The sequence below is a fragment of the Edwardsiella sp. EA181011 genome, from assembly GCF_000800725.1.
Lineage (GTDB): Bacteria > Pseudomonadota > Gammaproteobacteria > Enterobacterales > Enterobacteriaceae > Edwardsiella > Edwardsiella anguillarum.
This window is the reverse complement of sequence record NZ_CP011364.1, coordinates 2,368,960-2,390,346: the sequence shown is the minus strand read 5'-3', so window position 1 is coordinate 2,390,346 and position 21,387 is coordinate 2,368,960. Positions and strand designations below refer to the sequence as shown.

19 protein-coding genes and 1 pseudogene are annotated in these 21,387 nt (G+C 63.3%); 18 read left to right on the top strand and 2 right to left on the bottom strand.

From position 1 onward, the window contains the following. Positions 1 to 2 precede the first annotated feature (2 nt). Both QY76_RS19300 and QY76_RS10535 read left to right on the top strand, forming a co-directional pair. Positions 3 to 275, top strand: a complete 273-nt coding sequence (locus tag QY76_RS19300) for a hypothetical protein (protein WP_235439379.1) — start codon at positions 3 to 5, stop codon at positions 273 to 275. Beyond that, a complete protein-coding gene (locus QY76_RS10535; protein WP_235439484.1) occupies positions 164 to 2,197 on the top strand; it encodes a glycoside hydrolase family 2 TIM barrel-domain containing protein in 2,034 nt (677 codons plus the stop codon). Before QY76_RS19300 ends, QY76_RS10535 begins: the two co-directional genes overlap by 112 nt. Before the next feature lie 13 nt (positions 2,198 to 2,210). Here QY76_RS10535 and QY76_RS10530 read toward each other — a convergent pair whose 3' ends face one another. Beyond that, on the bottom strand, positions 2,211 to 3,101 hold the full coding sequence (locus QY76_RS10530; protein ID WP_034165675.1) for a hypothetical protein: 891 nt from the start codon (positions 3,099 to 3,101) through the stop codon (positions 2,211 to 2,213). 240 nt (positions 3,102 to 3,341) lie between these two features. Here QY76_RS10530 and QY76_RS10525 point away from each other — a divergent pair, with 240 nt between their 5' ends. Genes QY76_RS10525 through QY76_RS10515 form a run of 3 tightly spaced genes read left to right on the top strand, consistent with a single transcriptional unit; the run spans position 3,342 to position 6,126 of the window. After that, positions 3,342 to 3,695 (top strand): GtrA family protein, encoded by a 354-nt coding sequence (locus QY76_RS10525; protein ID WP_034165676.1) that lies wholly within the window; start codon positions 3,342 to 3,344, stop codon positions 3,693 to 3,695. Next, on the top strand, positions 3,695 to 4,621 hold the full coding sequence (locus QY76_RS10520) for a glycosyltransferase family 2 protein (RefSeq protein ID WP_034165677.1): 927 nt from the start codon (positions 3,695 to 3,697) through the stop codon (positions 4,619 to 4,621). Before QY76_RS10525 ends, QY76_RS10520 begins: the two co-directional genes overlap by 1 nt. Beyond that, complete coding sequence (locus tag QY76_RS10515; protein ID WP_034165678.1) at positions 4,618 to 6,126, top strand: glucosyltransferase domain-containing protein; 1,509 nt, start codon at positions 4,618 to 4,620, stop codon at positions 6,124 to 6,126. Before QY76_RS10520 ends, QY76_RS10515 begins: the two co-directional genes overlap by 4 nt. 135 nt (positions 6,127 to 6,261) lie before the next feature. Here the strand turns inward: QY76_RS10515 and QY76_RS10510 are convergent, their stop codons facing one another. Then, positions 6,262 to 6,525, bottom strand: coding sequence for a hypothetical protein (locus QY76_RS10510; RefSeq protein WP_034165681.1), 264 nt, complete (start codon positions 6,523 to 6,525; stop codon positions 6,262 to 6,264). A 406-nt stretch (positions 6,526 to 6,931) separates the two neighbouring features. On the opposite strand from QY76_RS10510, the gene QY76_RS10505 reads away from it, so the two are divergent. From QY76_RS10505 to QY76_RS10445, 13 genes and pseudogenes are all read left to right on the top strand, one after another. Continuing rightward, complete coding sequence (locus QY76_RS10505; RefSeq protein WP_034172570.1) at positions 6,932 to 7,375, top strand: GNAT family N-acetyltransferase; 444 nt, start codon at positions 6,932 to 6,934, stop codon at positions 7,373 to 7,375. Between the two features lie 304 nt (positions 7,376 to 7,679). Then, on the top strand, positions 7,680 to 9,086 hold the full coding sequence (locus tag QY76_RS10500) for an undecaprenyl-phosphate glucose phosphotransferase (RefSeq protein ID WP_034172569.1): 1,407 nt from the start codon (positions 7,680 to 7,682) through the stop codon (positions 9,084 to 9,086). Then, positions 9,070 to 10,359, top strand: coding sequence for an outer membrane beta-barrel protein (locus tag QY76_RS10495; protein WP_034172568.1), 1,290 nt, complete (start codon positions 9,070 to 9,072; stop codon positions 10,357 to 10,359). Before QY76_RS10500 ends, QY76_RS10495 begins: the two co-directional genes overlap by 17 nt. A gap of 1 nt (position 10,360) precedes the next feature. After that, entirely contained in the window at positions 10,361 to 10,912 is a 552-nt protein-coding gene (locus QY76_RS10490; protein ID WP_034172567.1) for a polysaccharide biosynthesis/export family protein, read from the top strand. Positions 10,913 to 10,927: 15 nt separating this feature from the next. After that, a complete protein-coding gene (locus QY76_RS10485) occupies positions 10,928 to 13,030 on the top strand; it encodes an exopolysaccharide transport family protein (RefSeq protein WP_049648807.1) in 2,103 nt (700 codons plus the stop codon). Beyond that, a complete protein-coding gene (locus QY76_RS10480; protein WP_034172565.1) occupies positions 13,027 to 14,244 on the top strand; it encodes a lipopolysaccharide biosynthesis protein in 1,218 nt (405 codons plus the stop codon). Before QY76_RS10485 ends, QY76_RS10480 begins: the two co-directional genes overlap by 4 nt. Further along, a pseudogene (locus QY76_RS10475) lies at positions 14,235 to 15,616 on the top strand (capsular biosynthesis protein). The gene QY76_RS10480 and the pseudogene QY76_RS10475 overlap by 10 nt, the downstream one beginning before the upstream one ends. Beyond that, positions 15,609 to 16,616 carry a glycosyltransferase gene (locus tag QY76_RS10470; RefSeq protein ID WP_045427413.1) on the top strand — a complete coding sequence of 336 codons (1,008 nt, stop codon included), beginning with the start codon at positions 15,609 to 15,611 and terminating at the stop codon, positions 16,614 to 16,616. The pseudogene QY76_RS10475 and the gene QY76_RS10470 overlap by 8 nt, the downstream one beginning before the upstream one ends. After that, on the top strand, positions 16,613 to 17,836 hold the full coding sequence (locus tag QY76_RS10465) for a glycosyltransferase family 4 protein (protein WP_045427410.1): 1,224 nt from the start codon (positions 16,613 to 16,615) through the stop codon (positions 17,834 to 17,836). Before QY76_RS10470 ends, QY76_RS10465 begins: the two co-directional genes overlap by 4 nt. Continuing rightward, entirely contained in the window at positions 17,826 to 18,938 is a 1,113-nt protein-coding gene (locus QY76_RS10460; RefSeq protein WP_045427407.1) for a glycosyltransferase family 4 protein, read from the top strand. The genes QY76_RS10465 and QY76_RS10460 overlap by 11 nt, the downstream gene beginning before the upstream one ends. A gap of 2 nt (positions 18,939 to 18,940) precedes the next feature. After that, positions 18,941 to 19,360 carry a hypothetical protein gene (locus QY76_RS10455; protein WP_045427404.1) on the top strand — a complete coding sequence of 140 codons (420 nt, stop codon included), beginning with the start codon at positions 18,941 to 18,943 and terminating at the stop codon, positions 19,358 to 19,360. A 10-nt stretch (positions 19,361 to 19,370) separates the two neighbouring features. Further along, positions 19,371 to 20,780, top strand: coding sequence for a DUF4832 domain-containing protein (locus QY76_RS10450; RefSeq protein WP_045427401.1), 1,410 nt, complete (start codon positions 19,371 to 19,373; stop codon positions 20,778 to 20,780). 29 nt (positions 20,781 to 20,809) lie between these two features. Next, positions 20,810 to 21,382 (top strand): serine O-acetyltransferase, encoded by a 573-nt coding sequence (locus QY76_RS10445; RefSeq protein ID WP_045427399.1) that lies wholly within the window; start codon positions 20,810 to 20,812, stop codon positions 21,380 to 21,382. The last annotated feature ends 5 nt before the right edge of the window (positions 21,383 to 21,387 follow it).

Here is a 21,387-nt window from a genome sequence, read left to right as displayed (position 1 = left end):
ACATGTCCAGAACGCCGATCACCGTGCTGATACTGCTGAGCCTGCTGCCGCGCCCCGGCGCCGGCCAGACGCTGAGCCTAGACGGCGTCTGGCAGACCCACGACGCCAATCCCCCTTTAGCACGCCCGAGACCCTGCGCCGGCAGGGCGAAGCCTGGCGGACGCTGCGGGTTCCCGCCAACTGGTACAGCCAGGGAGTCGACCACCAGGGCGCCCTCTGGTATCAGCGTGAGTTTACCCTGCCGCCCCTGGCGCCAGACCGCATGGCCACGCTGATCTTTAACGGCGTCGACTATCGGGCCGACGTCTGGCTCAACCGGCGCTACCTGGGCGCCCATCAGGGCTATTTCCAGCGCTTCGCACTGGACGCAGCGCCGGCGCTGCGGCGCCACAACCGCCTGCTGGTGCGCGTCGACAGCCCCTTCGAAACGCCGGGGCGCATCTGGCCGCTGCACAAGCAGAGCATCAAGGGCATCCTGACCCAGCACGACACGCGCCCCGGCGGCGCCTGGTCGGCGCAGGGGCAGGATGCCAACTCCGGCGGCATCTGGCAGTCCGTCAGCTTGAAAATCAGCCGCCGGGCCGCCATCGATAACCTGCTGCTGACCCCGCGTTTCTCCGCCGATGGCCAGCAGGCCTCGCTGGCGCTGCGTCTAGACTATCGCGCCCAGGAGACGCTGCCGGCCACGCTGACGCTGCAGATGACGCCCTACAATTTCGTCGGGCGCACCTACCGCCTAACGCTACCGCTGACCCTGCGGCACGACGGCGAGGCCGAGGCCCAGCTGGCGCTGCCGCGGGTCGTCCGCTGGTGGCCCGACGGCTACGGCTATCCCGCGCTGTATCACGTCCGTGTCACGCTGCGCGATGCGCAGGGCGTGATGGACAGCGCATCGCAGATCACCGGCATCCGCCAATTCAGCCAGAATCCGCAGACCAAAGCCTGGTATATCAATGGCAAGCGAATTTTCCTGCGCGGCACCAACTACATCGCCTCGCCCTGGCTCGGCCAGGTCAGCGCCGCGGACTATCGCCGCGATCTGCTGATGATGAAGCGAGCCAACGTCAACACCGTGCGCGTCCACGCCCACGTCGCCGGGCAGGCGCTGTACCGGCAGGCCGACGAGCTGGGCATGATGCTGTGGCAGGATATGCCGCTGCAGTGGGGCTATGACGACTCCGCCGCCTTCGCCGCCGAAGCCGCCCGGCAGGCCACCGCGCTGGTGCGTCAGTTTGGCTCTCATCCCGCCATCATTATCTGGGCCGGACAGAACGAGCCGCCGTTCAACGCCCCGTGGATGAAGGAGATGTTCGCCGACTGGCGCCCTGATCTGAACCGGAATCTGGCTCAGCGGGTCGCCGAGGCGCTGGGACAGGATAGCTCCCGCGGCCTGCACCCTTGGTCGAAGGTCGATGAGCACTTTTGGCAGGGGTGGTACTTCGGTAAGGTCACCGATGTGCTGAAGCCCGCCTACAGCGCCATCATCACCGAATTTGGCGCCCAGGCCCTGCCCTCCCTGCCGACGCTGCAGACCATCATTCCCCCGGCGGATCGCTGGCCGGCCAGCGAGGATGGCCGCGATCCCGCCTGGCGCGTCTGGATGTACCATGACTTCCAGCCCGGCAATACCTTTGGGCTAGCCGGGCTGCACCGGGGCCGCGATCTGGCCGACTTTATCACCCGCACCCAGCAGAATCAGGCGCGCATCATCCAGCTGGCCGCCGAAAGCTATCGCCGCCAACGCTTTCAGCCGGTCACCACCCTGATGCAGTTTATGTTCAGCGAGAGCTGGCCCTCGATCAACTGGGCGGTGGTGGACTACACCCGCCAGCCGAAGCCGGGCTACTTCGCCCTGCAGCGCGCCTTTCAGCCGATTCTGCCCTCCATTGAGCCGATCACCCTGCAGTGGTACCCCGGCCAGCCCGGGCAGATCGCGCTGTGGGCCATTAACGATACCTGGCGCGCCCACCCCGACAGCCGCCTGGTCTGGCAGCTGCGTCAGGGCGGTATCGTGTTACATCAGGGGGCGCTGACCTTCACCCTGCCCGCCGACAGCGGGCAACGGCTGCGCCAGCTGACGGTAACCCCCCGCGACCGGCAGGACATGTGGCTCTACGCCACGCTGTATGATGCGCAGGGGGAACCGCTGGGGAAAAACAGCTACCGTATCGAGGTGCAGGCACCGACCCCGCGCTAGCGACGCGCGGGGCTCAAAACGGCAGCGTCCAGCTCAGGTTGAGGGTGCCCTGACGGAAGTTGGCGTTGCGATCGCCGCGCCAGGCATAGCGCGTGCCGCTGTAGTTATCATAGTGAATCGACAGCGATCCGGGCTCATAGCCAGAGACATAGCCCACGCTGTAGCTGTAGTCGGAGTCCCAGGGCTGCTGCTGCCCGCGGTCTGGATAGTAAAACGCGGAGACCCGCAGAAAGTAGTGCTGCTTCAGGGTATAGCCACAGCTGCCCAGCAGCGTATTTTTGCCCCGCTTCATCTGATTATCCTGCAGGGAGTAGTAGCGCGGGCCATAGCTATAGCCCACCTGGCAGGTCAGGCTGTCCTGGGGGAACAGCAGCAGATGCTTATTCCAGCTCGCCGGCAGGGCGAACTTGTAGGCGGCGGTGATAGTTCCCTGCTCGATATAGGTACGCCGCTGCCCCTGCTGGGGGTAAAAATGGTTGTTATCGCCATAGTTACTGTATACCAGGCTAAAGGTGCCGGGATGCCAGTCGTCATAGCCAAAGCTGTAGACAAAGTCAGTCTGATAGCGGTTGAGATCCTGCAGCGGGACCCGCACCGTCATATTGGCAAAAAAATAGCTCAGCGGTGAATACTGAAAGCTGGCCAGCATGCGCTGATTGACGATATTACGCATCTCGCTCTGGGTATCGTTGAGCGGCACATTTATCCACTGATGAGACAGCGGCGTGCTGTAGGTCAACGCCGTGGAAAACGTCGCCTCGCTGCCGGAGAACAGACGCGCCCATGGGGTGGTAAACACCTTTACCGGCGGCGGCGTTCCGCCGCCCTGATCGGCCTGCGCCGTCAGCGACGCGATACCGAATAACAATGCCAAACCTACGCTAATACCAACCTGCTTATCCATTATGTTATCCGCCCATTATTCGCCGCGGCGCTCCCTGTCATAAAGGATAGATAACATTTGCCCCCCCTACCAGTTCACCCAATAAAAAATAGAGCGCCATCATTTAGTTAACTGTCGAGCCCGCGGCGCCGCGCCATTAGGGGGAACGACCGTGCCGCCGAGCGCCGCGAAGAGGCAGAGTCGTCAATCTTCTCTATACTCAAATAAGCACTCCTCAGCCTAAGGCAGGACGTCCCGACGATGTTTATCAAATATGTCATGATCGGTATTTTAAATACCGCCTTGCACTGGGCGGTGTTTTTTACCCTGCACAGCCAGGCGGCCCTGTCGCAGTCATTCAGCAACCTGTACGCCTTTATCGTCGCCGTCACCTTTTCGTTTTTCTGTAATGCCCGCTTCACCTTTCAGGATCGCCCCACCCTGAAGCGCTATCTGCTGTTCACCAGTTTTATGGGATTTCTCAGCTGGCTGACCGGTCATATCGGCGATCGGCTGCACATTGTGCCGCTGCTCACCGTCATGGCCTTTTCGCTGATCAGCCTGATCATGGGTTTCTTCTATTCCAAATACATCGTCTTCCGGAGCGCGGCGTAATGAAAATATCCCTGGTAGTCCCGGTATTCAACGAAGAGAGCGCCATTCCCCTGTTTCACGACGCGGTAAGACAGTGTGACGATCTGGCGCCCTACCGCATCGAAATCGTCTTCGTCAACGATGGCAGCAGCGACCGGACGGAAGAGGTCATCTCCGGAATAATCGATGACGATCCGCTGGTCATTATGGTCAACTTTTCACGCAACTTCGGCAAAGAGGCCGCGCTGTTCGCCGGGCTGAAGTACGCCACCGGCGAGGCGATGATCCCTATCGACGTCGATCTGCAGGATCCGATCGAGCTCATTCCACAGCTGATCGCCCGCTGGCGCAACGGCGCGGACGTGGTGCTGGCCAAGCGCATCGATCGCACCTCGGACACGCTGATGAAGCGCCTGACCGCCAGCCTGTTCTACCGGGTACACAACCAGATAGCCAACCCCAAGATCGAGATGAACGTGGGGGACTACCGCCTCATGAGCCGCCAGGTAGTCGATGCGGTGCTGATGCTGCACGAGCGCAACCTGTTTATGAAGGGGCTGCTCAGCTGGGTCGGCTTTAAAACCGCCGTCGTCACCTACGCCCGCCATGAGCGGGTGGCCGGCAGCAGCAAGTTTAACTTTTGGAAGCTCTGGAACCTGGCGCTGGAGGGGATCACCTCATTCAGCACCATCCCTCTGCGGCTGTGGACCTATATCGGCACCTCGATCGCGGCGTTCTCCCTGTGCTACGCGCTGTACGTGATAATCAAAACGCTGATCTTTGACAACCCGGTCCCCGGCTATCCCTCGATTATGGCCGTTATTCTGTTCCTCGGCGGTATCCAGCTGATCGGCATCGGGGTGCTGGGCGAGTATATCGGGCGAATTTACGTGGAGACCAAGCAACGGCCCCGTTTCATTGTCAAAGAGCTTAAGGGAAGAAAATGAACCATCTGCTGAAGCGGCCGCTCTCGAACCGAGATGCCTTTCTGTTTATCCTCACGCTGCTGCTGCTCTACGTGGTGCCGCTCATTCTGGCCAACGTCTATTACCGGGACGACACCGAGCGCATCCTGAACCCGGCCGCGCCGTGGTATACCTTGGGACGCCCGGGCGCCGATCTGCTGATGCGCCTGTTTACCTTCAACCTGTACGAGCTGACCGACACCGCGCCGCTGACCCTGCTCCTCGGGGTGTTGTTCTTCGCCTGGACGCTGGTGTATGTGGCGCGGCGCGCCGAAGGCACCCTCAGCATCGCCGCGCTATCACCCTATATCCTGTTATTTTTTAACCCGTTTTTCCTACAAAACCTCTCCTATAAATACGACAGTTTTCCCATGGTGGTCGCGCTGGCGCTCTCGATCCTGGCCTTTTTCTGCCCGCGCAATCGCGGTCTGCTCAGCTATCTGCTGCCGACCCTGCTGCTGTTTTGCGCCCTGACGCTCTACCAGCCGTGCGCCAATATCTTCATCGGCCTGTACGGCGCCAACCTGATGATCAACTTTTTCAAGGTCGAGCGGAGCCCCCTGCAGGAGACCGTTTGGGCGGCGGTGGTCATGCTGCTCACCAACTCGCTGTACATCCTGATCATCGATCACCTCTTGGCGCTGGGCGGCGGTAACCGCGGCAACATGATCGGCGCCCAGGACGCGCTGTTCTGGCTGACCCAGGACTGGCTGATGCTGAAAAAACTGCTCACCTTTGTCCTCAGCAAGGAGCTGAAGTTCCTGTTCTACCCGGCCCTGCTCTGCGTCATCTGGATCTTTGCCCTGCGCCTGGCGCAGTTCTGGCGCGCCCAGCCCCTGAGGCTCAGTATGCTGCTGTCGCTGCTGCTGATCCTCTGCTCGCCGCTGGTGCTGTTTATCGCCCTGCTGGGCCCGCTGTTCCTGTTGAAAGAGGGGGTGACCGACGTCCGCGTCCTGTGTGGGTTCTCCGCCACCCTGTTCGTGTTTGCCCACGCCGTCTACCAGGTACTGGCGCGCTGGCGACCCGCCTGGCTGCCGCTGTGCACCCTGCCGCTGTTCTATTTCTTGGCCTTCAGCTTTCAGTACGGCAATGCGGTGCGCAATCAGCGCGACTACGAGGCCCGCATCTTTGGCTGGCTGAGCTATGATCTGCTCTCTCTCAACGCCACCGGCCACGGTAAGATCCTGCTCAATAACTACCCCGATACCGCGCCGGTAACCCAGAAGATCGTCGAGCACCAGGCGCTGATCGACATGATGTTCAGCCCGGCCTATAACTGGACTGCCCGGCGCATCATCGCCTCCTACGGCATCAGCAATATCGACGCCGGCTGGGGGCCGGACTACCGCGATCGGCTGAATATCCTCTGCGCAGCGCAAACGGCGCCGCTGCGCGACAATAAGTTTTACGCCATCTACGCCCTGAATGGCGATACCATCGTCTGGCTGAAGAACAAGTACTTCACCGTCTGCGGTCCGGCGCACTGAGACAATGCTCCCGGCGCACAGCGCATGATTTCCGCCGGGAGCACTGAGATTACGCGCGCCGCCATCCCGGCGGCCATTTTACTATAAATAAAAAATGGGCGACCCTTTGGCCGCCCACCGAACATGCTTAACCCCTTATTTTTTCTGGGTCGCTTCGTTGCTCATCATCGTTTTTTCATGCGCGGCTTTCGATTTTTCCGTTGCCATATGAGACTCTTTCTTCGCCTCTTCGTGCTTACCTTCCGCATGCAGCTTGGCGGCTTTCTGATGATGCTTAACCACCGCCTCATGGTGCTGTGCTGCATCCTCATGCTTGACTACCGCAGTGTCTGCGGCCAGCGCTGAAAAGGAAACCACACCGGCGGCCAATGCAGCAACTGCGAATGCCTTTTTAAACATGATAATCTCCTTGTGAAATAAGTCCTGCATTAAAAACCTAGTACAACGCAGTCATCATTCAAGAGACAAAGTTAATTTTAGAAAAAAGAGATCACGAAATAAAAATAGCCTGGAGAGGCTCTACAATAAGTATAAAATTCTGCTATGGGCGGCCTTTGATTAACTCCGCGCCATTACGTTACGGCGCCTGAAATAGAAGCCGGGCAGTGCCTGGAATTAAATTCGCGCCCGGTTACACAAAGACACAGTTTAGCGCACGCAGCCCCGGCACACTCGACAACGCGGTAGCCCGGTTGCGCAGGCAAGGGCGATCGCCTATTCGTCGCCCGCGCGCCGCGCAGGCGACGCTTTACTCACACAGCACGTCACGGCGGCGCCGCTGCCGCTGATCCGAAGGAGATATCCCATGACCATTTACCCGGCGACCCCCGCCGATGCCGAGCGCATCAACCCGCTGTTTATCGCCTATCGCCAGTTCTATGACGTTCCCTCCGAGCCGGCGCAGACCCTGCGCTACCTGCAGCAGCGCCTGGCTAACGCCGAATCGGTGATCTTCTACGCCGTCGATGCGCAAGGAGAATGCGTCGGCTTTACCCAGCTCTACCCGCTGTTTTGCTCGCTGGAGATGAAGCCGACCTGGCTGCTGTACGACCTGTTTGTCGCGCCGCAGGCGCGTCGTCACGGCGTCGCGCGCGCGCTGATGCAGCGGGCGGAGGCCTTTGCCCGCGACGGCGGCGCGGCGTTTATCGGCCTGGATACCGGCACGGACAATACCCGCGCCCAGGCGCTGTATGAAGAGCAGGGCTACGTCCGCGACCGCGCCTTCTACCACTATCAGCTGACCCTGTAATCCCCCGGGCCGGCGGGCGTCCCCCGCTGGCCCCGCGCCAATCAAGGCCCCGCCCACGACATCAAGAGAAAAGTCTGATATTAACTTTATCAACGATATAATTTATCATGTTACTATCTCTGTATGGCATTTTATCAAGGATAGGCCCGTCACAGTCCGCAAGATTAGCGCGCCCTCCTGTACGGTGTAAGCTACGCTTTCCCCGCGCTTCCCTCTCTGGATCGCAGAACGGTTGCCATCCTTCGACTCTTGATTATATTTAATACAGCGACAGAATTAATCATCCCCGTTAGGCGATAATTCAATGCAAAACAAACGATTGAAAGTCAGCTATGGTATCGCCACGCCCTTGGTCAGGGTGACCGACTTTCTGGTGATTAATCTCTGCCTCATCGGTAGCGCCTGGATCTGGCTCAGCGACCAGCTCAACGTCGCCATTACTATTAGCCTGCTGTTTTCACTTTCTTTTTTACTTATCGGTGAATATACCGGCATCTATCTTCACCGGATCAAAAAGATCAACTGCGCCGAAATATCCCGCCTGGCCGCGAGCCTGCTGCTGACCATCGCCTTTATCGAGGCCATCTACCTGGTATTCCACTACCTGCTGCTCAGGCACTATCTGCACCCCTTTCTGGGCCCGGACGTCATGACTTCGCTGTTCTGGTATCTGGCCCCGCTCTCCGGCCTGCTGCTGCTGCGCCTGCTGACCTTTGTACACATGCGCCGCACCCGGGTACGGGTGGCCATTCTCGGCCTGACGCCCGGCGGACTCGCGGTAGAAAAAGCGCTATTTAGAGAGTATGCCAACATGCGTCTCGATCTGGCCTTCTATGACGATCGCAGCGCGGGACGCTTTAGCTATCTGACCAAGAGCCCCTACCGGGGCGCCGTCAGCCGCCTGATCGCCGAGGCCAAGGCGGGCCGCATCGACGAGGTCTACATCGCCCTGCCCATGGTCGCGCTGGAGCGTATCCGCCACTTTCTCTCTCTGCTGTCGGACACCACGGCCAATACCTATATCGTGCCCGATCTCTACTCCTACAGTACCCATGTCTCCCAGCTGCGGATGATCGGTAACATTCAGGCCATCAGCATCTTTGCCTCCCCCTTTGACGGCCCGGGCGCGCTGACCAAGCGCATTGAAGATCTAATCCTCGGCACCCTGATCATGCTGCTCATCGCGCCGCTGATGCTGCCGATCGCGCTGGTGATCCGGCTGACCTCCCCCGGCCCGGTGCTGTTCAAGCAGGCGCGCTATGGGCTGAATGGCCAGCATATCAGCGTCTGGAAGTTTCGCACTATGCGGGTACAGGAGAATAGTGACAACGTCACGCAGGCAACTAAGGACGATCCGCGGGTAACCCCCTTCGGCGCCTTTCTGCGGCGCACCTCGCTGGATGAGCTGCCCCAGTTTATCAACGTATTACAGGGCAGTATGTCGATCGTCGGCCCGCGCCCGCACGCCGTCGCACACAATGAGCAGTACCGGCGGCTGGTCGATAACTACATGATCCGCCACAAGGTTAAACCGGGTATTACCGGACTGGCGCAGATTAACGGCTACCGCGGGGAGACCGACACGCTGGACAAAATGGAGGGGCGGGTTCAGTACGACATCGACTACATCCAGCGGTGGTCGCTGTGGCTGGATCTGAAAATCATTTTAGTTACCCTCTTTAACGGTTTTAGGCATGAAAACGCCTATTAGCCTGTTACTGCTGACCGGCATGGGGCTAACCCCGGTCAGCTGGGCCGATCTGACGCCGAAGTCCCACATCGGGATCGCCGGCGTCGATTTTCAGAGCCAGCTGGCCATCGACCAGGGCTACATGGGCAACGTGACCTATCTGCCCGCGGTCGCACCGGCCAGCAACGCGGCCTTTTGGGGGCTGCGGCCACGGCTCCAGGCGCTCGCCGAACGCGGGCAGGACCGCTATCAGCTCCAGTACCGCGGCGACTATCGCCGCTACCGCCAGGCGGGCGCGGACGACTACCGCGATCACGATCTCGGCCTGCTCGCCCGCTGGCGCTATGGCGCCATGCAGGGGCTCACGCTGACCCTGCAGGATACCCTGGGCCACGAGCTGCGCGGACGCGGCATCAGCGAGGGCTTTCTGCCGCAGCAGTTTACCCGCTACGGGATCACCACCCCGCTGCGCACCACCCTGCAGGATGGTCAGCTACGCTACAGCTACGGCGCCGATGAAGGGCGCGGCAAGGCCGAGGTGATGCTCTCCTACCGACGCCTGCGCTACGGCAATACCACCCAGGCACAGCAGGCCGACGACGCGTTTTATCACTATATCCGCGAGCAGGAGTGGCACGAGAACGGGCAAGTCGTTGAGCTGTTCGATCAGTACAGCCCTCAGACGCGCTTCCGCTACAGCCTGGTGACCCACCAGCGCTACTACCGGAGCAATGGCCAGAAAAACAGCAACGAATACTCTCTGCTGTACGGCGTCAAAAGCCAGCTGAGCGGCAACAGCGCCATCGATGCCAACGTCTCCTGGCTGTATAAGACCTTCAGCGCCGACCATGCCCGCCCCTTCAGCGGCCTGAACTGGGACGTTTCGACGCGCTGGCAGCCCCATCCGCAGCGCAGCATCGTGCTGCACAGCGCCCAGCGCATCAAGGATCCGTCCCAGGTCGGCGGCTATATTTTGGTGTCCGAATACGGACTCTCCTATACTCAGGATCTGTGGCGTAACCGGCTGTCATCCACGCTGGACTACAGCTATCGCACGGAGGATTACAAAAAGCAGGCGGATAGCCGCCGCGATCGCAACGCGATCCTATCGCTGGCGTTGAACTATGACTTTCGCCCATCCATCTGCTTTCAACTCAAATACATGCGCGACACGCTGCGCTCCTCTAAGCGCAGCGACCTCTTCTATATCGGCCCCGATGAGGAGCAGCCGGTGGAGAGGACCCTCGGCTATGACAACGATCTGATTATGTTTACGGCAAAGGTGCAGATTTAACGTGAAATGGATAAAACGGAACGCCCTGCTGCTGGTCGGCTGCCTGCTGGCAGCCTGCAGCTCAACGCCCCCCCTGCAGGATCCGCCCGATCCGCAGCCCCGCTACCTGCTGGGCGCCGGGGACACGGTCAATATTCTGGTCGCCGGTGAGCCGGAGATGAGCATGCGCCTGACCATAGACAGCAGCGGCACCCTAAACTTTCCCTATATCGGCACCCTGACGCTCAGCGGAAAAAGCCCGCAGCAGGTGGCCCTTGAGCTCACCGAGCGCCTGCGCGGCGACTACCTGCGCCAGCCGATGGTGACCGTCAGCGTCGCCCAGTTCCGCGACTTCTTCATTCTGGGCCAGGTGAAGCGCCCCGACGGCTACGCCTACCAGCCGGGGCTCACGGTAGAGAAAGCGCTGGCGCTGGCCGGCGGATTCACCGATCGCGCCGATCACGGCGACCTGAGCATCCGGCAGGCCGGCAGCGACCGTCTATTGAAAAATGTGGCCATGACCCACAGGGTGCAGCCCGGCGACACCGTCATCGTCGGCATGAGTTTCTTTTAGCCTATGAAACAATCCATGGTAGCGCGCGGAAGCCTGCGCGAAAGCAGCATCGATTTTGCCCCACTGGTGCGCGCCCTGCGCCACCAGGGCTGGAAGTGTGCCCTGGTCGCGCTGGTCGCGGGGCTGATCGCCTACCCGCTGATCCGGATGCTGCCGCAGCACTATACGGCGCACGCCACGCTGCTGCTCAAGGCCCAGCCGGATAACATCACGCCGCTGCCGCAGGTCTCCGGCTACGATGCCTCGCGCAGCGACTACTACCAGACTCAGTATGCGCTGATACAGTCCCGCAGCGTACTGATGCGGGTGATCAACACGCAGGGGCTGCTGCAGGATCCCGCCTTTAACGGCGGCCTGCGCGACGACGGCCCAGAGACCCTCCGCCTGCGCCAGGCCAATGCGCTGGAGCACCTGCGGCAGAACCTGACCGTCAGCGGCGTGCGCGGCACCCAGCTGGTGAGCATCGCCTATGAGTCCACCTCGCCCAGCCGGGCGGCGCAGATAGCCAATGCGGTAACGCAGGCCTATCTGGCGGAAAACGTCGCCCAAAAGCAGCGAAAAACCCTGGCGGCGCGCGACTGGAACCAGCGGCAAATGCGCGAAGTCCGCGCGCAGGTGGACGCCCAGAAAGCGCAGATAGAGGCCTACCTCAAGCAGCAGGGGATCCTGACCTTTCGCGGCGTGGACGGCTTTCAGACCGAAGAGCTGGGCATCGTCACCAACCGCCTGGCCGACGCCACCCAGCGACGGATCGCCGCCCAGGCGCAGTATGATGAGGTGCGCCAAGCCGTCGCCGGCGCGCTGGAAAACGCCCTCTCCGTTCCGGCCATTGCCGGCCACGCCCAGATCCAGGATCTGCGGATTGCGCTGATCCAGACCGAGCGCAGCCTGTACGAGCTGCGCAAACGCTATGGGCCGGACCACCTGCAGATCCGCCAGGCCCAGGCCCAGGTCGCCGCGGTGCAGAGCCAACTGCACCAGGTGCTGACGGAGCTGGTCGAGGGGATCCATCGCCAATACCTGGCGGCCCAGGATGACGAGCGCCGCTATCGCCAGATGCTGACGCAGCAAAAGGTCGATTTTCAGGGGCTGACGGCCAAGCGCGACCGCTACAACTCCATGCAGACGACGCTGAACAAAACCGAAGAGCTGTATAAATCCCTCTATCAGCGGGCCCAGGAGCTGACCCTTTCCGACTCGCTGGAGCAGGCCGATGCCGAGGTCGTCGATCCCGCGATCGCGCCGGTGCACTCCGCCAAGCCCAACCGGACGCTGCTGCTGGCCATGGTCATCACGCTGGCACTGGCGATCGCCCTGCTGTTTAGCGTGGTGCGTGCCGCGCTGGACAGCCGGATCTATACCCTGAGCCAGCTGGCCCGACGCCTGCGCCTGACGCCCCTGGGCGAGCTGCGCGTCTTTGACGGCGCGGGCGATGGCGCGCGGCTGGCGCAGGCCATCATGAGCAATCCGGGCGAGGCCGAGGCCGCGTATGCCATGCGCACCCGTCTGCTGCTGGCGTCGCCGCCCGCACAGGTTCTGGCGCTGGTCTCCGCGGAAGCCCGCGAGGGCCGCTCGCTGTGCGCCTCGCTGCTGGCCCGCGCCTTCAGCGCGGATCGCCGTACCCTGCTGATCGACATGGACTATCTCAGTGACGACGGCCTGTCGGCCACGCTGGCGCCGGCGGACGCCGCCGGCCTGGCCCAGTGGGTGATGAGCGACGCCGAGGCGCCGCCGTGCGTCCCGCTGAGCGGGCAGCTGGATTTCCTGCCGCGCGGTACGCTGGACGGTTCGGCGCTGCTGCTGCTCTCCTCACCGCCGCTGGCGCAGCGGTTGACCGATCTGCGCCGCCGCTATGCGCAGATCGTCATCGACCTGCCTGCCCTGAGTCAGGCTCAGGACAGCCGCCTGGGCGCCGCGTTGGCCGACGCCTGCGTGGCGGTGGTCCAGGCGGGTCGCCTCCCGGCGCCGCAGCTGATCCAGGCGCTGGCGGCGCTGGACGGTCTAGCGCAGGCCGGCGTCATCCTTAACCGGGTCGCCCGCGCCAATCTGGAGAGTCGCGAGGCGCTGCGGGCGCTCAGCGTGGGCATGGCCCTGACGCTGCCGGCAGAAAAGCCATGAATCTGCTGCGCGGTATCTCCACTCTGGCCGGATCGTCGGTGATCTCCCAGCTCATCGGCGCCCTCTCCCTGTGGCTGGTCTCCCACCGCTATGGGATGGGCGAGGTCGGCACCTATGGCCTGATCTACAGCATGGTGCTGATCGGCGCCCAGGTCAGCACCTTCGCCTCGCAGCTGCTGATCCCGCGCCAGACGGCGGAGACGCTGGGGCAGAACGTCGCGTTCTGCCTGTTGCAGAGCCTGCTGCTGGCGCTGCCCTATGCCCTGCTGTGCGCCTGGCTATTTCAGCGCAGCCCGCTCCAGCTCTACCTGCTGACCTGGAGCTATGCCCTGGTGCTGATCGCCGAAAACCTGTGTCTGCGCGATGAACGCTACCGCGCCCTGGCGCTGCAGCGCCTGGCGATGTCCGGCGTCGTCGTGGCCGCCCTGCTGCTAACGCGCAGCCCCGCCCAGTTCTACTGGGGCTGGACGCTGGCCATGCTGCTGCTGATGCTGCTCTGCCTGCTGCGCAGCCTGCGCCACCAACGCCTCACCCGCCGCCAGCTGGCCCCCGCGGCCAATCTGGCCTTCGCCCGCGCCCACTGGCGCCACCTGAGCCGGGTCGGCAGCGCAGAGGTGCTGGCCATGGCCAACAACAACCTGCCCATCATCCTGATCAACTTTTGGTTCTCGTCGCTGACGGCGGGCTATTTCGCCATCGTCAGCCGTTTTTGCCTGGCGCCGGTGATGATCGCCGGCAACGCGGTGCGCAGCGCCATCTTCTCCCGCTGGTCGGCCGACTTCCGCCAGCGGCGCTTCAACGCCGCAGAATACCGGCGAATTCGCCTGCTGCTGCTGGGGCTGGGGGTCGCCGCCGTACTGGGGGTGGCCACGCTCTACCCGCCGGTGATGCACCTGGGACTGGGCCACGGCTGGGCCGACTCGATCCCCACCTCCCGCTATATGCTGCCCTATCTGTTCGCCGCGTTGGCCATCAGCCCCCTGACGGTCATTGAGCTGATCTTTGGCTCCCACGCCTATTTCCTGCGGATCCAGCTCGATCGGCTGGCGATTATTCTGCTGACGCTGCTGGCGCTGCCGGCCCTGGGGCCAGGCTACGGCGTCAGCCTGCTGCTGTTCTCCAGCCTGACGCTACTGCGCTATGGCTTTATCTTCCGGCGCATGAACCGACGGGCGCAGCGGCTGCGCCAGCGAGGGGTGACGCCATGCGCCTGAATACCGGCACCTATTTGCAGGCGTACCTCTATATCACCCTGATCCTCTGCGGTACGGCGCAATACTTCAGCGGCATCGGCGCCATCCTGTGGATCCCCTTCTTTATGACCTTGGCGCTCCCCGTGCTGATGCTGCTGCAAAGCCACACCGAGCGGCTGGATCTGACGCTGCCGGAGCGGCTGATCCTGCTGCTGTACCTGGCGTTTATCGCGCTGAGCACTCTCTCTACCCTGCTGCAGGGGGGCTGACGGTGACCCTGGTCGGGTTCAAAAATGAGCTGGCCCTCTCCCTGATCGCGATGAGCCTGCTGCTCGGCTTTTGCCGTGAGTCGCAGATCTACCGCCTGCTGCGCAGCCTGGACTGGGTGTTCTACGCCCAGTTTCCGCTGGTGATCATCCAGATCCTGTTTATTCTGCCCAAACGCATCGCCCTGCGCGGCGAGAGCGAGATGTGGGACGCGGTGGTCGGCACCTTCGGCGGCGATCCGATGGGGGGCGGTAACACCGCGGCCCTGGGGCTATTTTGCCTGCTGATCATGCTGCTGAAGGTATCGGCGTACCGTCACGGCGTCCTCTCCCTGCGCTCGGCGCTGCTGCACGTGGTGCTGGCCTTTGCCCTGTGCGTGGTCGGCGAGGTCAAGTTCGTCATTCTGCTGGCGCCGCTGCTGCTGCTGCTGGTCTGGGTGATGCCCAGCTACCTGCGCGGCATGGGGCGGATCAATCTAAAATCCCTGCTGCTGATCCTGCTGGGCGCGCTGCTGCTGGTGGCGCTGGCGATCCTGATCCTCGCCTCCGGCTACACCGCCGCCTTCGGCGGCGAGCAGGGACGCAGCGCGCTGGCCATCTTTTTTGACTCCATGGGCTACATCGTCGATCCCCATTTCATCATGCCATCCGGCGAGCTGGGGCGCCTGACCACACTGTTCTTCTGGCTACAAAACAACGACCTGTGGGGCATCTCCAGCCAGCTGTTCGGCTACGGCCTCAACGCGACCAACAGCGGCAGCAGCGTCGCCGCCGGTTACCTGCATACCCTGTTTAACCTGATCCTCGACTCCACCTCCCTCAGCATGCTGCTGTGGGAGGTCGGTATCGTCGGCACCCTGCTGTTTATCGGTCTGATCGTCGCTATCCTGGCGGCGACCTGGCCCCGTCCGCTGCTCTCGCCGGCGGCCCTAAGCGACGCGGATCGCTATCTGCTGAGCAGCGCCCCGGCGCTGACGATCTTTGTCATTGGCTGCCTGCTCAGCCTGCCCTACAGTCAAATACTGATGATCATCCCCATGCTGCAATGTCTGTTTTATCTGGCGCTGGGCGCCCTGCTGGTGATCCGGCGCGGCGTACGCCACTACCGGGAGGCGACCAATGACTGAGCGCCCGTTTATCACCGTCAGCATTAAGACCTTTAACGAGGCGCAGGGCATCGCGGCCACGATCGACAGCGTACGGCGCCAGCTGGCCGACTACCCGCACCGGATCATCGTCGCCGACGGCCTATCGACGGACAATACCGTCGCGCTGGCGCTGGCGCAGGGGGCCCGCGTGGTCACCCTATGCCACGCGGCAGATCGCAGCTGCGGCGTCGGCCACCAGATGGGCTACCTGTTCAGCCAGGGCGAATATCTGCTGCTACTGGACGGCGACATGACCCTCGCCCCCGGCTTTATCGACGCCGCAGTTGATTTTTTATCCCGCCATCCCGACTACGCCGGCGTGGCGGGCCAGGTCGAGATGGATGACGCCGCCAACCATGACTTTCGCTCGCGCCGACAGCGTCTGGCGCGCATCTATCCGCTGGGCGACTGCGATCACCTGGGCGGCGGCAGCCTGTATCGACGCAGCGCCATCGCGCCGCTCGGCTACCTGACCAACCGCAACCTGCACGGCCTGGAGGAGGCCGAGCTGGGCATGCGACTGGGGGCGGCGGGCTACCGCCTGCGGCGGCTGGCCATCCCCTACTTTCACCATCGCTCCCATCCGCTGCCGACCGCGGCGATGCTGAAATACCGCTGGCGCAGCGGCTTTCTATGGGGCCCCGGCGAGCTGCTGCGCAGCGCATGGGGCAAACCCTACTTCGGCGCCGCGCTGCGCTGCGTCAGAAACGAGCTGCTGTTCACACTCTACCTGCTGACCCTGCTGCTGACCCTGCCCGCCCTGTGGTTCAGCCCGTGGCCCCTGCTGCTGATGCTGCTGCCGCTGGCCGCCTTTATCCTCGGCAAAAGCTGGCAAAGCCGCTCGCTCGCCGACGGCGCCCTCAGCGTTGTCACCCTGACGCTGTTTGCCGCCGGCCTGCTGCGCGGCCTGCTGCGCCCACAGCGCGATCCGCGCCAGCCGCCGGCGTGCCGGGAACGCATCGCGGAGGCGCGCCCATGAAGGTCGTTCTGGTCAATAAATTCTTCTTTATCAAAGGTGGAGCGGAAACCGTCTACTTTCAGCAGCGCGATGGACTGCGTCGGGCCGGGATTCAGGTGATCGACTTCGCCATGCAACACCCGCGCAACGCGCCCTCCGCCTATGCGGCGGACTTTGTCTCCCACGTCGACTACCACCGGCGCGCAGGCGCCGCCCAGGCGCTAAAAACCGCCTGGCGCTTTATCCACAACGGCGAGGCCTGCCGTCGGCTGCAGGCGCTCCTGCTGCGGGAGCGGCCGGATATCGTCCACTTTCACAATATTTACCACCAGCTGACCCCGGCGCTGATCGGCGTGGCGCAGCGCTGCGGCTGCAAGACGGTGCTCACAGCCCACGACTATAAAATCGTCTGCCCGGCTTACTCCTGCCTGCGCGACGGCCGCCCCTGCGAGGCCTGCCTGACCGGCACGGTATGGAACGCCTTTCGCTACCGCTGCCAGCAGGGATCTGCGGCAAAGAGCCTGCTGCTGACGCTGGAGGCGCTGTGGCAAACTCTGGCGCGGGACTACCACAAGCTGGACATGATCGTCTCGCCCAGCCGCTTTCTTCGCGATCTGATCCAGCGCCGTCTGCCGCAGATCCCCATCGCGGTGATCCCCAACGGCATCGATGACAGCCCGCCCTTTGCGGCGGGTCAGGATCAGGGCTATTTCCTGTTCGTCGGCCGGCTCAGCTCCGGCAAGGGGGTCGCGACGCTGGCGCAGGCCCACGCGACGATGGCGCGCCCGCTGCCGCTGAAGATCGTCGGGGACGGCCCGCTGTTCGACACGCTCGCCTCCCGCTTTCCGACGGCGCACTTCCTGGGCTACCGCCAGCAGGGGGCACCGCTGGATACCCTGATCCGCGGCGCCCGGGCGATCGTCGTCCCCTCCGAAGGCTATGAGAACTGCTCCATGGCGGTGCTGGAGGCCATGGCCCAGGGCAAACCGGTGATCGGGGCGCATATCGGCGGCATTCCGGAACAAATCCGCGACGGCGCCGAGGGGCTGCTGTTTCCCCCGGGCGATGCCCGGGCGCTGAGCGCGGCGCTGACCCGCCTGGCGGACGATCCGGCGCTGGCGCGCCGCCTGGGAGAGCATGGCCGCCGCCGCCTCTGCCGCCATTTCTCGCTGCATCAGCACATCCAGGCCCTGCTGGCGCGCTATCAACGATTACTGAGCGGACAACATCATGAAGAATAAGATAATGGTACTGGGAACCCGCGGGATCCCCAACGTGCAGGGCGGCGTAGAGACCCACTGCCAGCGGCTGTACCCGGCGATCCTGCAGCAGGCCGCCCTGAATATCTGCGTGCTGGCGCGCTCCCCCTACGTCCGCTTCCGCCGCGGCGCCTACCGTGGCGTGCAGATCCGCACCCTATGGGCCCCCCGCCGGCGCGCCCTGGAAGCCCTTGTCCATTCGCTGCTGGCGGCCGGCTACTGTCGCCTGCACGGCGCGGAGCTGGTCCATGTGCACGCCATCGGCCCCGGCCTGGTGGTGCCGCTGCTGCGTCTGATGGGGCTCAAGGTGGTCTTTACCCACCACGGGGCCGACTACCAGCGACAAAAATGGGGCTGGCTGGCCCGGCGGATGCTGATGCTGGGTGAACGCCTGGCCGTCCGCTACGCCGATCAGGTGATCGTCATCTCCGCGGGCATCGAGGCGCTGGTTCGCCAACGCTACGGTCGCCGCGATGCCCACCTGATCCCCAACGGGGTCTGCGCCCCGGCGCCGCTCTCGCCCCAGATAGCCCGGGATACGCTGGCGACATACGGACTGCAGGCCGGGAAATACCTGGTGGCCGTCGGACGCTTTGTCGAAGAGAAAGGACTGCACGACCTGATCGACGCCTACCGCCGCAGCAGCGTCACGCTACCGCTGGTGCTGGTGGGCGATGCCGACCATCCGGATGCCTATAGCCGCCGGCTGAAACAGCAGGCGCACCAGACCCCCAACGTGATCCTGACCGGCTTTCTGCGCGGCGAGGCGCTGCAGGCGGTCTTCTCCCAGGCGGCGCTGTTCGTGATGCCCTCCTACCATGAGGGGCTGCCGATCGCCCTGCTGGAGGCGATGTCCTACTCCCTGCCGGTGCTGGTCAGCGATATTCCGGCCAACCAAGAAGTAGGGCTGTCGCCCGATGCCTACTTCCCGCGGGGCAACGTCGCCGCGCTGGCGACCGCGCTGCGGGAGCGCGCCGCGCTGCCGCACGAGGACTACCGCTCGCTGCTTACCCGCTACGACTGGCAGCAGATCGCTGACCAAACGCGGCGAGTCTATCATCAAGCCAATCACTCAATAGGTTAACTGTGGATACCCAGACCAAACAGCCGCGAGCTGTCACCTACTTTTATCAATCCCTGGATCCGGCGGTAGCGGCGGGCCTGAGCGCGGCGCAAAAGCGGGCGCTGGAGGACGCGGTGATCGCCATGACCCTCTCCTCGCGGCACCGCATCGACATCCGCCACAGCTTTCCTTTCTTCCGCGCCCGCTTCTATTTCGTGTTCCTGTTTGGCCGCGATCTGCGCCGGCGGCCCCGGGCGCACCCACGCTGGTACGACGCGCTGGTCACCCTGCTGATCGTCATCGGCCTGCTGTTCTGCACCGCATCGGTGCTGCTGACGCTGTATATGATTAAGTCCGCCCTGCATATCGATATCTTCAAAGACTATCACTTGGGCGTATGGGACTGGTTTATGTCGCTGTACGGCAATCCGCCGCAGCGCTGAGGGCAACAGCATGACGCACCGCGTACTCAGTTTACTGAGCGGCCTCACCCTGCTCCTGAGCCTGCCGCTCTGCGCCGCCGGGACCTCTGGGTGGGTCACGGTCACCCCCGGGGCCACCGACGATATCCTGACCAACCCCGGCATCGGCGTCGCCAGTTTCCACGACGGCTACGGCGAACATCTGGGCCTGGCGCAGTACCCCGACGCCGGCTATGAGTACTTTCGCTTTTACTGGCGCCAGCTGGAGCCGCAGGAGGGGCAGTTCAACTTTGCACCGATCGACCGGGTCTTTGCCCTGGCTGCCGCCCACCGGCCGGCCATGAACGTGGCGCTGCGCATCATGGCGCTGGATGCGCCGGAAAGCGGTTCCATGGTACCGGACTGGCTGATCCAAAAGGGCATTAACGGCAGCTGGAGCGCCAATGGTCAGACCTTTATCCCCGATCTCAGCGATCCGCGCTTTATCCGCTATGCCCAGCGTCTGATGAACGCCCTGGGCCAGCGCTACGACGGCAACCCGGCGCTCGCCTTTATCGATATTGGCCTGGTCGGCTCCTGGGGCGAGTGGCATAACAGCAACTTTCAAAGCCAGCCCCCCCTGCTGCAGCGCTACACTACCGCCCAGCTGAACCGCTATGTCGACATGCACTTCTCCGCCTTTCCCAAGACCCCGAAAGTGATGCAGATAACCGGCGGTGCCTCGCTGCCCTACGCCGTACGGCGCGGTGCCGGATGGCGGGCCGACTGCTGGGGCGACTGGCATAACTTCTCCGCCACCTGGAGCCATATGAGGGACGCCTACCCCGCGGCGCTGCAGGCCGCGAGCCGGCGTGACCCCCGCTTCAGCGAGGCCTGGCGCCATGCCCCGGTCAGCCTGGAGATCTGCGGCTATATGACCCAGTGGCAGACGCCGCTTAACTACACCCGCGCACAGGTACAGGCGACCTTCGACTGGGCGCTGGCCCACCATGCCAGCACCATTAATCTGAAGTCGCGTCCGGTTCCGCCGGCGTACCGCGACATCGTCGACAGGGCGCTGCTCCGCCTGGGCTACCGCTTCCGCCTGGCGCAGCTGCGCTATCCAAAGGCCCCGCAGATCGGGCAGCCGCTGCGGCTGGAGGCGCGCTGGCGCAACGACGGCGTCGCGCCCATCTACCTGCGCTATACCCTGGCCTACCGCCTGCGTGACATGCAGCAGCGCACTGTTGCCCAGGGCAGCGCGCCGGACGATATCCGCCGCTGGCAGCCGGGCGAGCGCGTCAGCGACTATGCCCTGCCGCTGCCCGCCGACCTGCCCGCCGGACGCTATGCACTGGAGACCGCCCTGCTCGACAACCGGGGCAAAGCACAGATCAGCCTGGCCAACGACGGCCGTCAGCCCGACGGCTGGTATCGCCTGACCACCCTAACGCTGCGCTGACGCCGGTCAGCCGCAGAGGAGAACGCACCGTGACCATCCTCCGCTACATCCACAGCGATCTGCACCGCTACGTCGGCCCTGAACGGCTCGGCGTCAGGACATTTATTGTCGAATACGTGAAAAATCCCGGGTTCAAGTTCAGCGTATGGCTACGCCTGTGCCATAGCCGCTGCCGACCGCTGCGGGCGCTGGCGCGGCTGCAGCATTTCCGCTTTAAACGAAAGTACTTTCTGGAGATCCCCTACCAGACCCGCATCGGCTACGGGCTTTATCTGGGGCACGCGGGCTGTATCGTGGTCAGCCCAACGGCGATCATCGGCAATAACGTCAACCTGTCCCACTTCTCCACCGTCGGCGCCGTACACACACCGGCGGCCGTCATCGGCGACCGGGTCTACGTAGGCCCCAGCGCCTGTATCGTCGGCGCCGTTACCATTGGCCACGATGTCAAAATCGGCGCCGGCGCCGTCGTCACCCACGACATTCCGGCGCACAGCGTCGCCGCCGGGGTTCCCGCCCGCCCGATCGGCGCCTGCGCAGGCAATGACTATATCCAGTGGCCCTGGCCCTGCGAAGAGCCTGCACCGACGGAAGATCGCTGAAACCT

What these genes read in the sequence shown, in the direction of transcription:
- QY76_RS10530 (WP_034165675.1), bottom strand. Translation starts at nt 3,101, where the DNA reads ATGGATAAGCAGGTTGGTATTAGCGTAGGTTTGGCATTGTTATTCGGT.
- QY76_RS10485 (WP_049648807.1), top strand. Translation starts at nt 10,928, where the DNA reads ATGGTAGCGCGCGGAAGCCTGCGCGAAAGCAGCATCGATTTTGCCCCA.
- QY76_RS10500 (WP_034172569.1), top strand. Translation starts at nt 7,680, where the DNA reads ATGCAAAACAAACGATTGAAAGTCAGCTATGGTATCGCCACGCCCTTG.
- QY76_RS10505 (WP_034172570.1), top strand. Translation starts at nt 6,932, where the DNA reads ATGACCATTTACCCGGCGACCCCCGCCGATGCCGAGCGCATCAACCCG.
- QY76_RS10480 (WP_034172565.1), top strand. Translation starts at nt 13,027, where the DNA reads ATGAATCTGCTGCGCGGTATCTCCACTCTGGCCGGATCGTCGGTGATC.
- QY76_RS10460 (WP_045427407.1), top strand. Translation starts at nt 17,826, where the DNA reads ATGAAGAATAAGATAATGGTACTGGGAACCCGCGGGATCCCCAACGTG.
- QY76_RS10465 (WP_045427410.1), top strand. Translation starts at nt 16,613, where the DNA reads ATGAAGGTCGTTCTGGTCAATAAATTCTTCTTTATCAAAGGTGGAGCG.
- QY76_RS10525 (WP_034165676.1), top strand. Translation starts at nt 3,342, where the DNA reads ATGTTTATCAAATATGTCATGATCGGTATTTTAAATACCGCCTTGCAC.
- QY76_RS10495 (WP_034172568.1), top strand. Translation starts at nt 9,070, where the DNA reads ATGAAAACGCCTATTAGCCTGTTACTGCTGACCGGCATGGGGCTAACC.
- QY76_RS10450 (WP_045427401.1), top strand. Translation starts at nt 19,371, where the DNA reads ATGACGCACCGCGTACTCAGTTTACTGAGCGGCCTCACCCTGCTCCTG.
- QY76_RS10520 (WP_034165677.1), top strand. Translation starts at nt 3,695, where the DNA reads ATGAAAATATCCCTGGTAGTCCCGGTATTCAACGAAGAGAGCGCCATT.
- QY76_RS10510 (WP_034165681.1), bottom strand. Translation starts at nt 6,525, where the DNA reads ATGTTTAAAAAGGCATTCGCAGTTGCTGCATTGGCCGCCGGTGTGGTT.
- QY76_RS19300 (WP_235439379.1), top strand. Translation starts at nt 3, where the DNA reads ATGTCCAGAACGCCGATCACCGTGCTGATACTGCTGAGCCTGCTGCCG.
- QY76_RS10470 (WP_045427413.1), top strand. Translation starts at nt 15,609, where the DNA reads ATGACTGAGCGCCCGTTTATCACCGTCAGCATTAAGACCTTTAACGAG.
- QY76_RS10515 (WP_034165678.1), top strand. Translation starts at nt 4,618, where the DNA reads ATGAACCATCTGCTGAAGCGGCCGCTCTCGAACCGAGATGCCTTTCTG.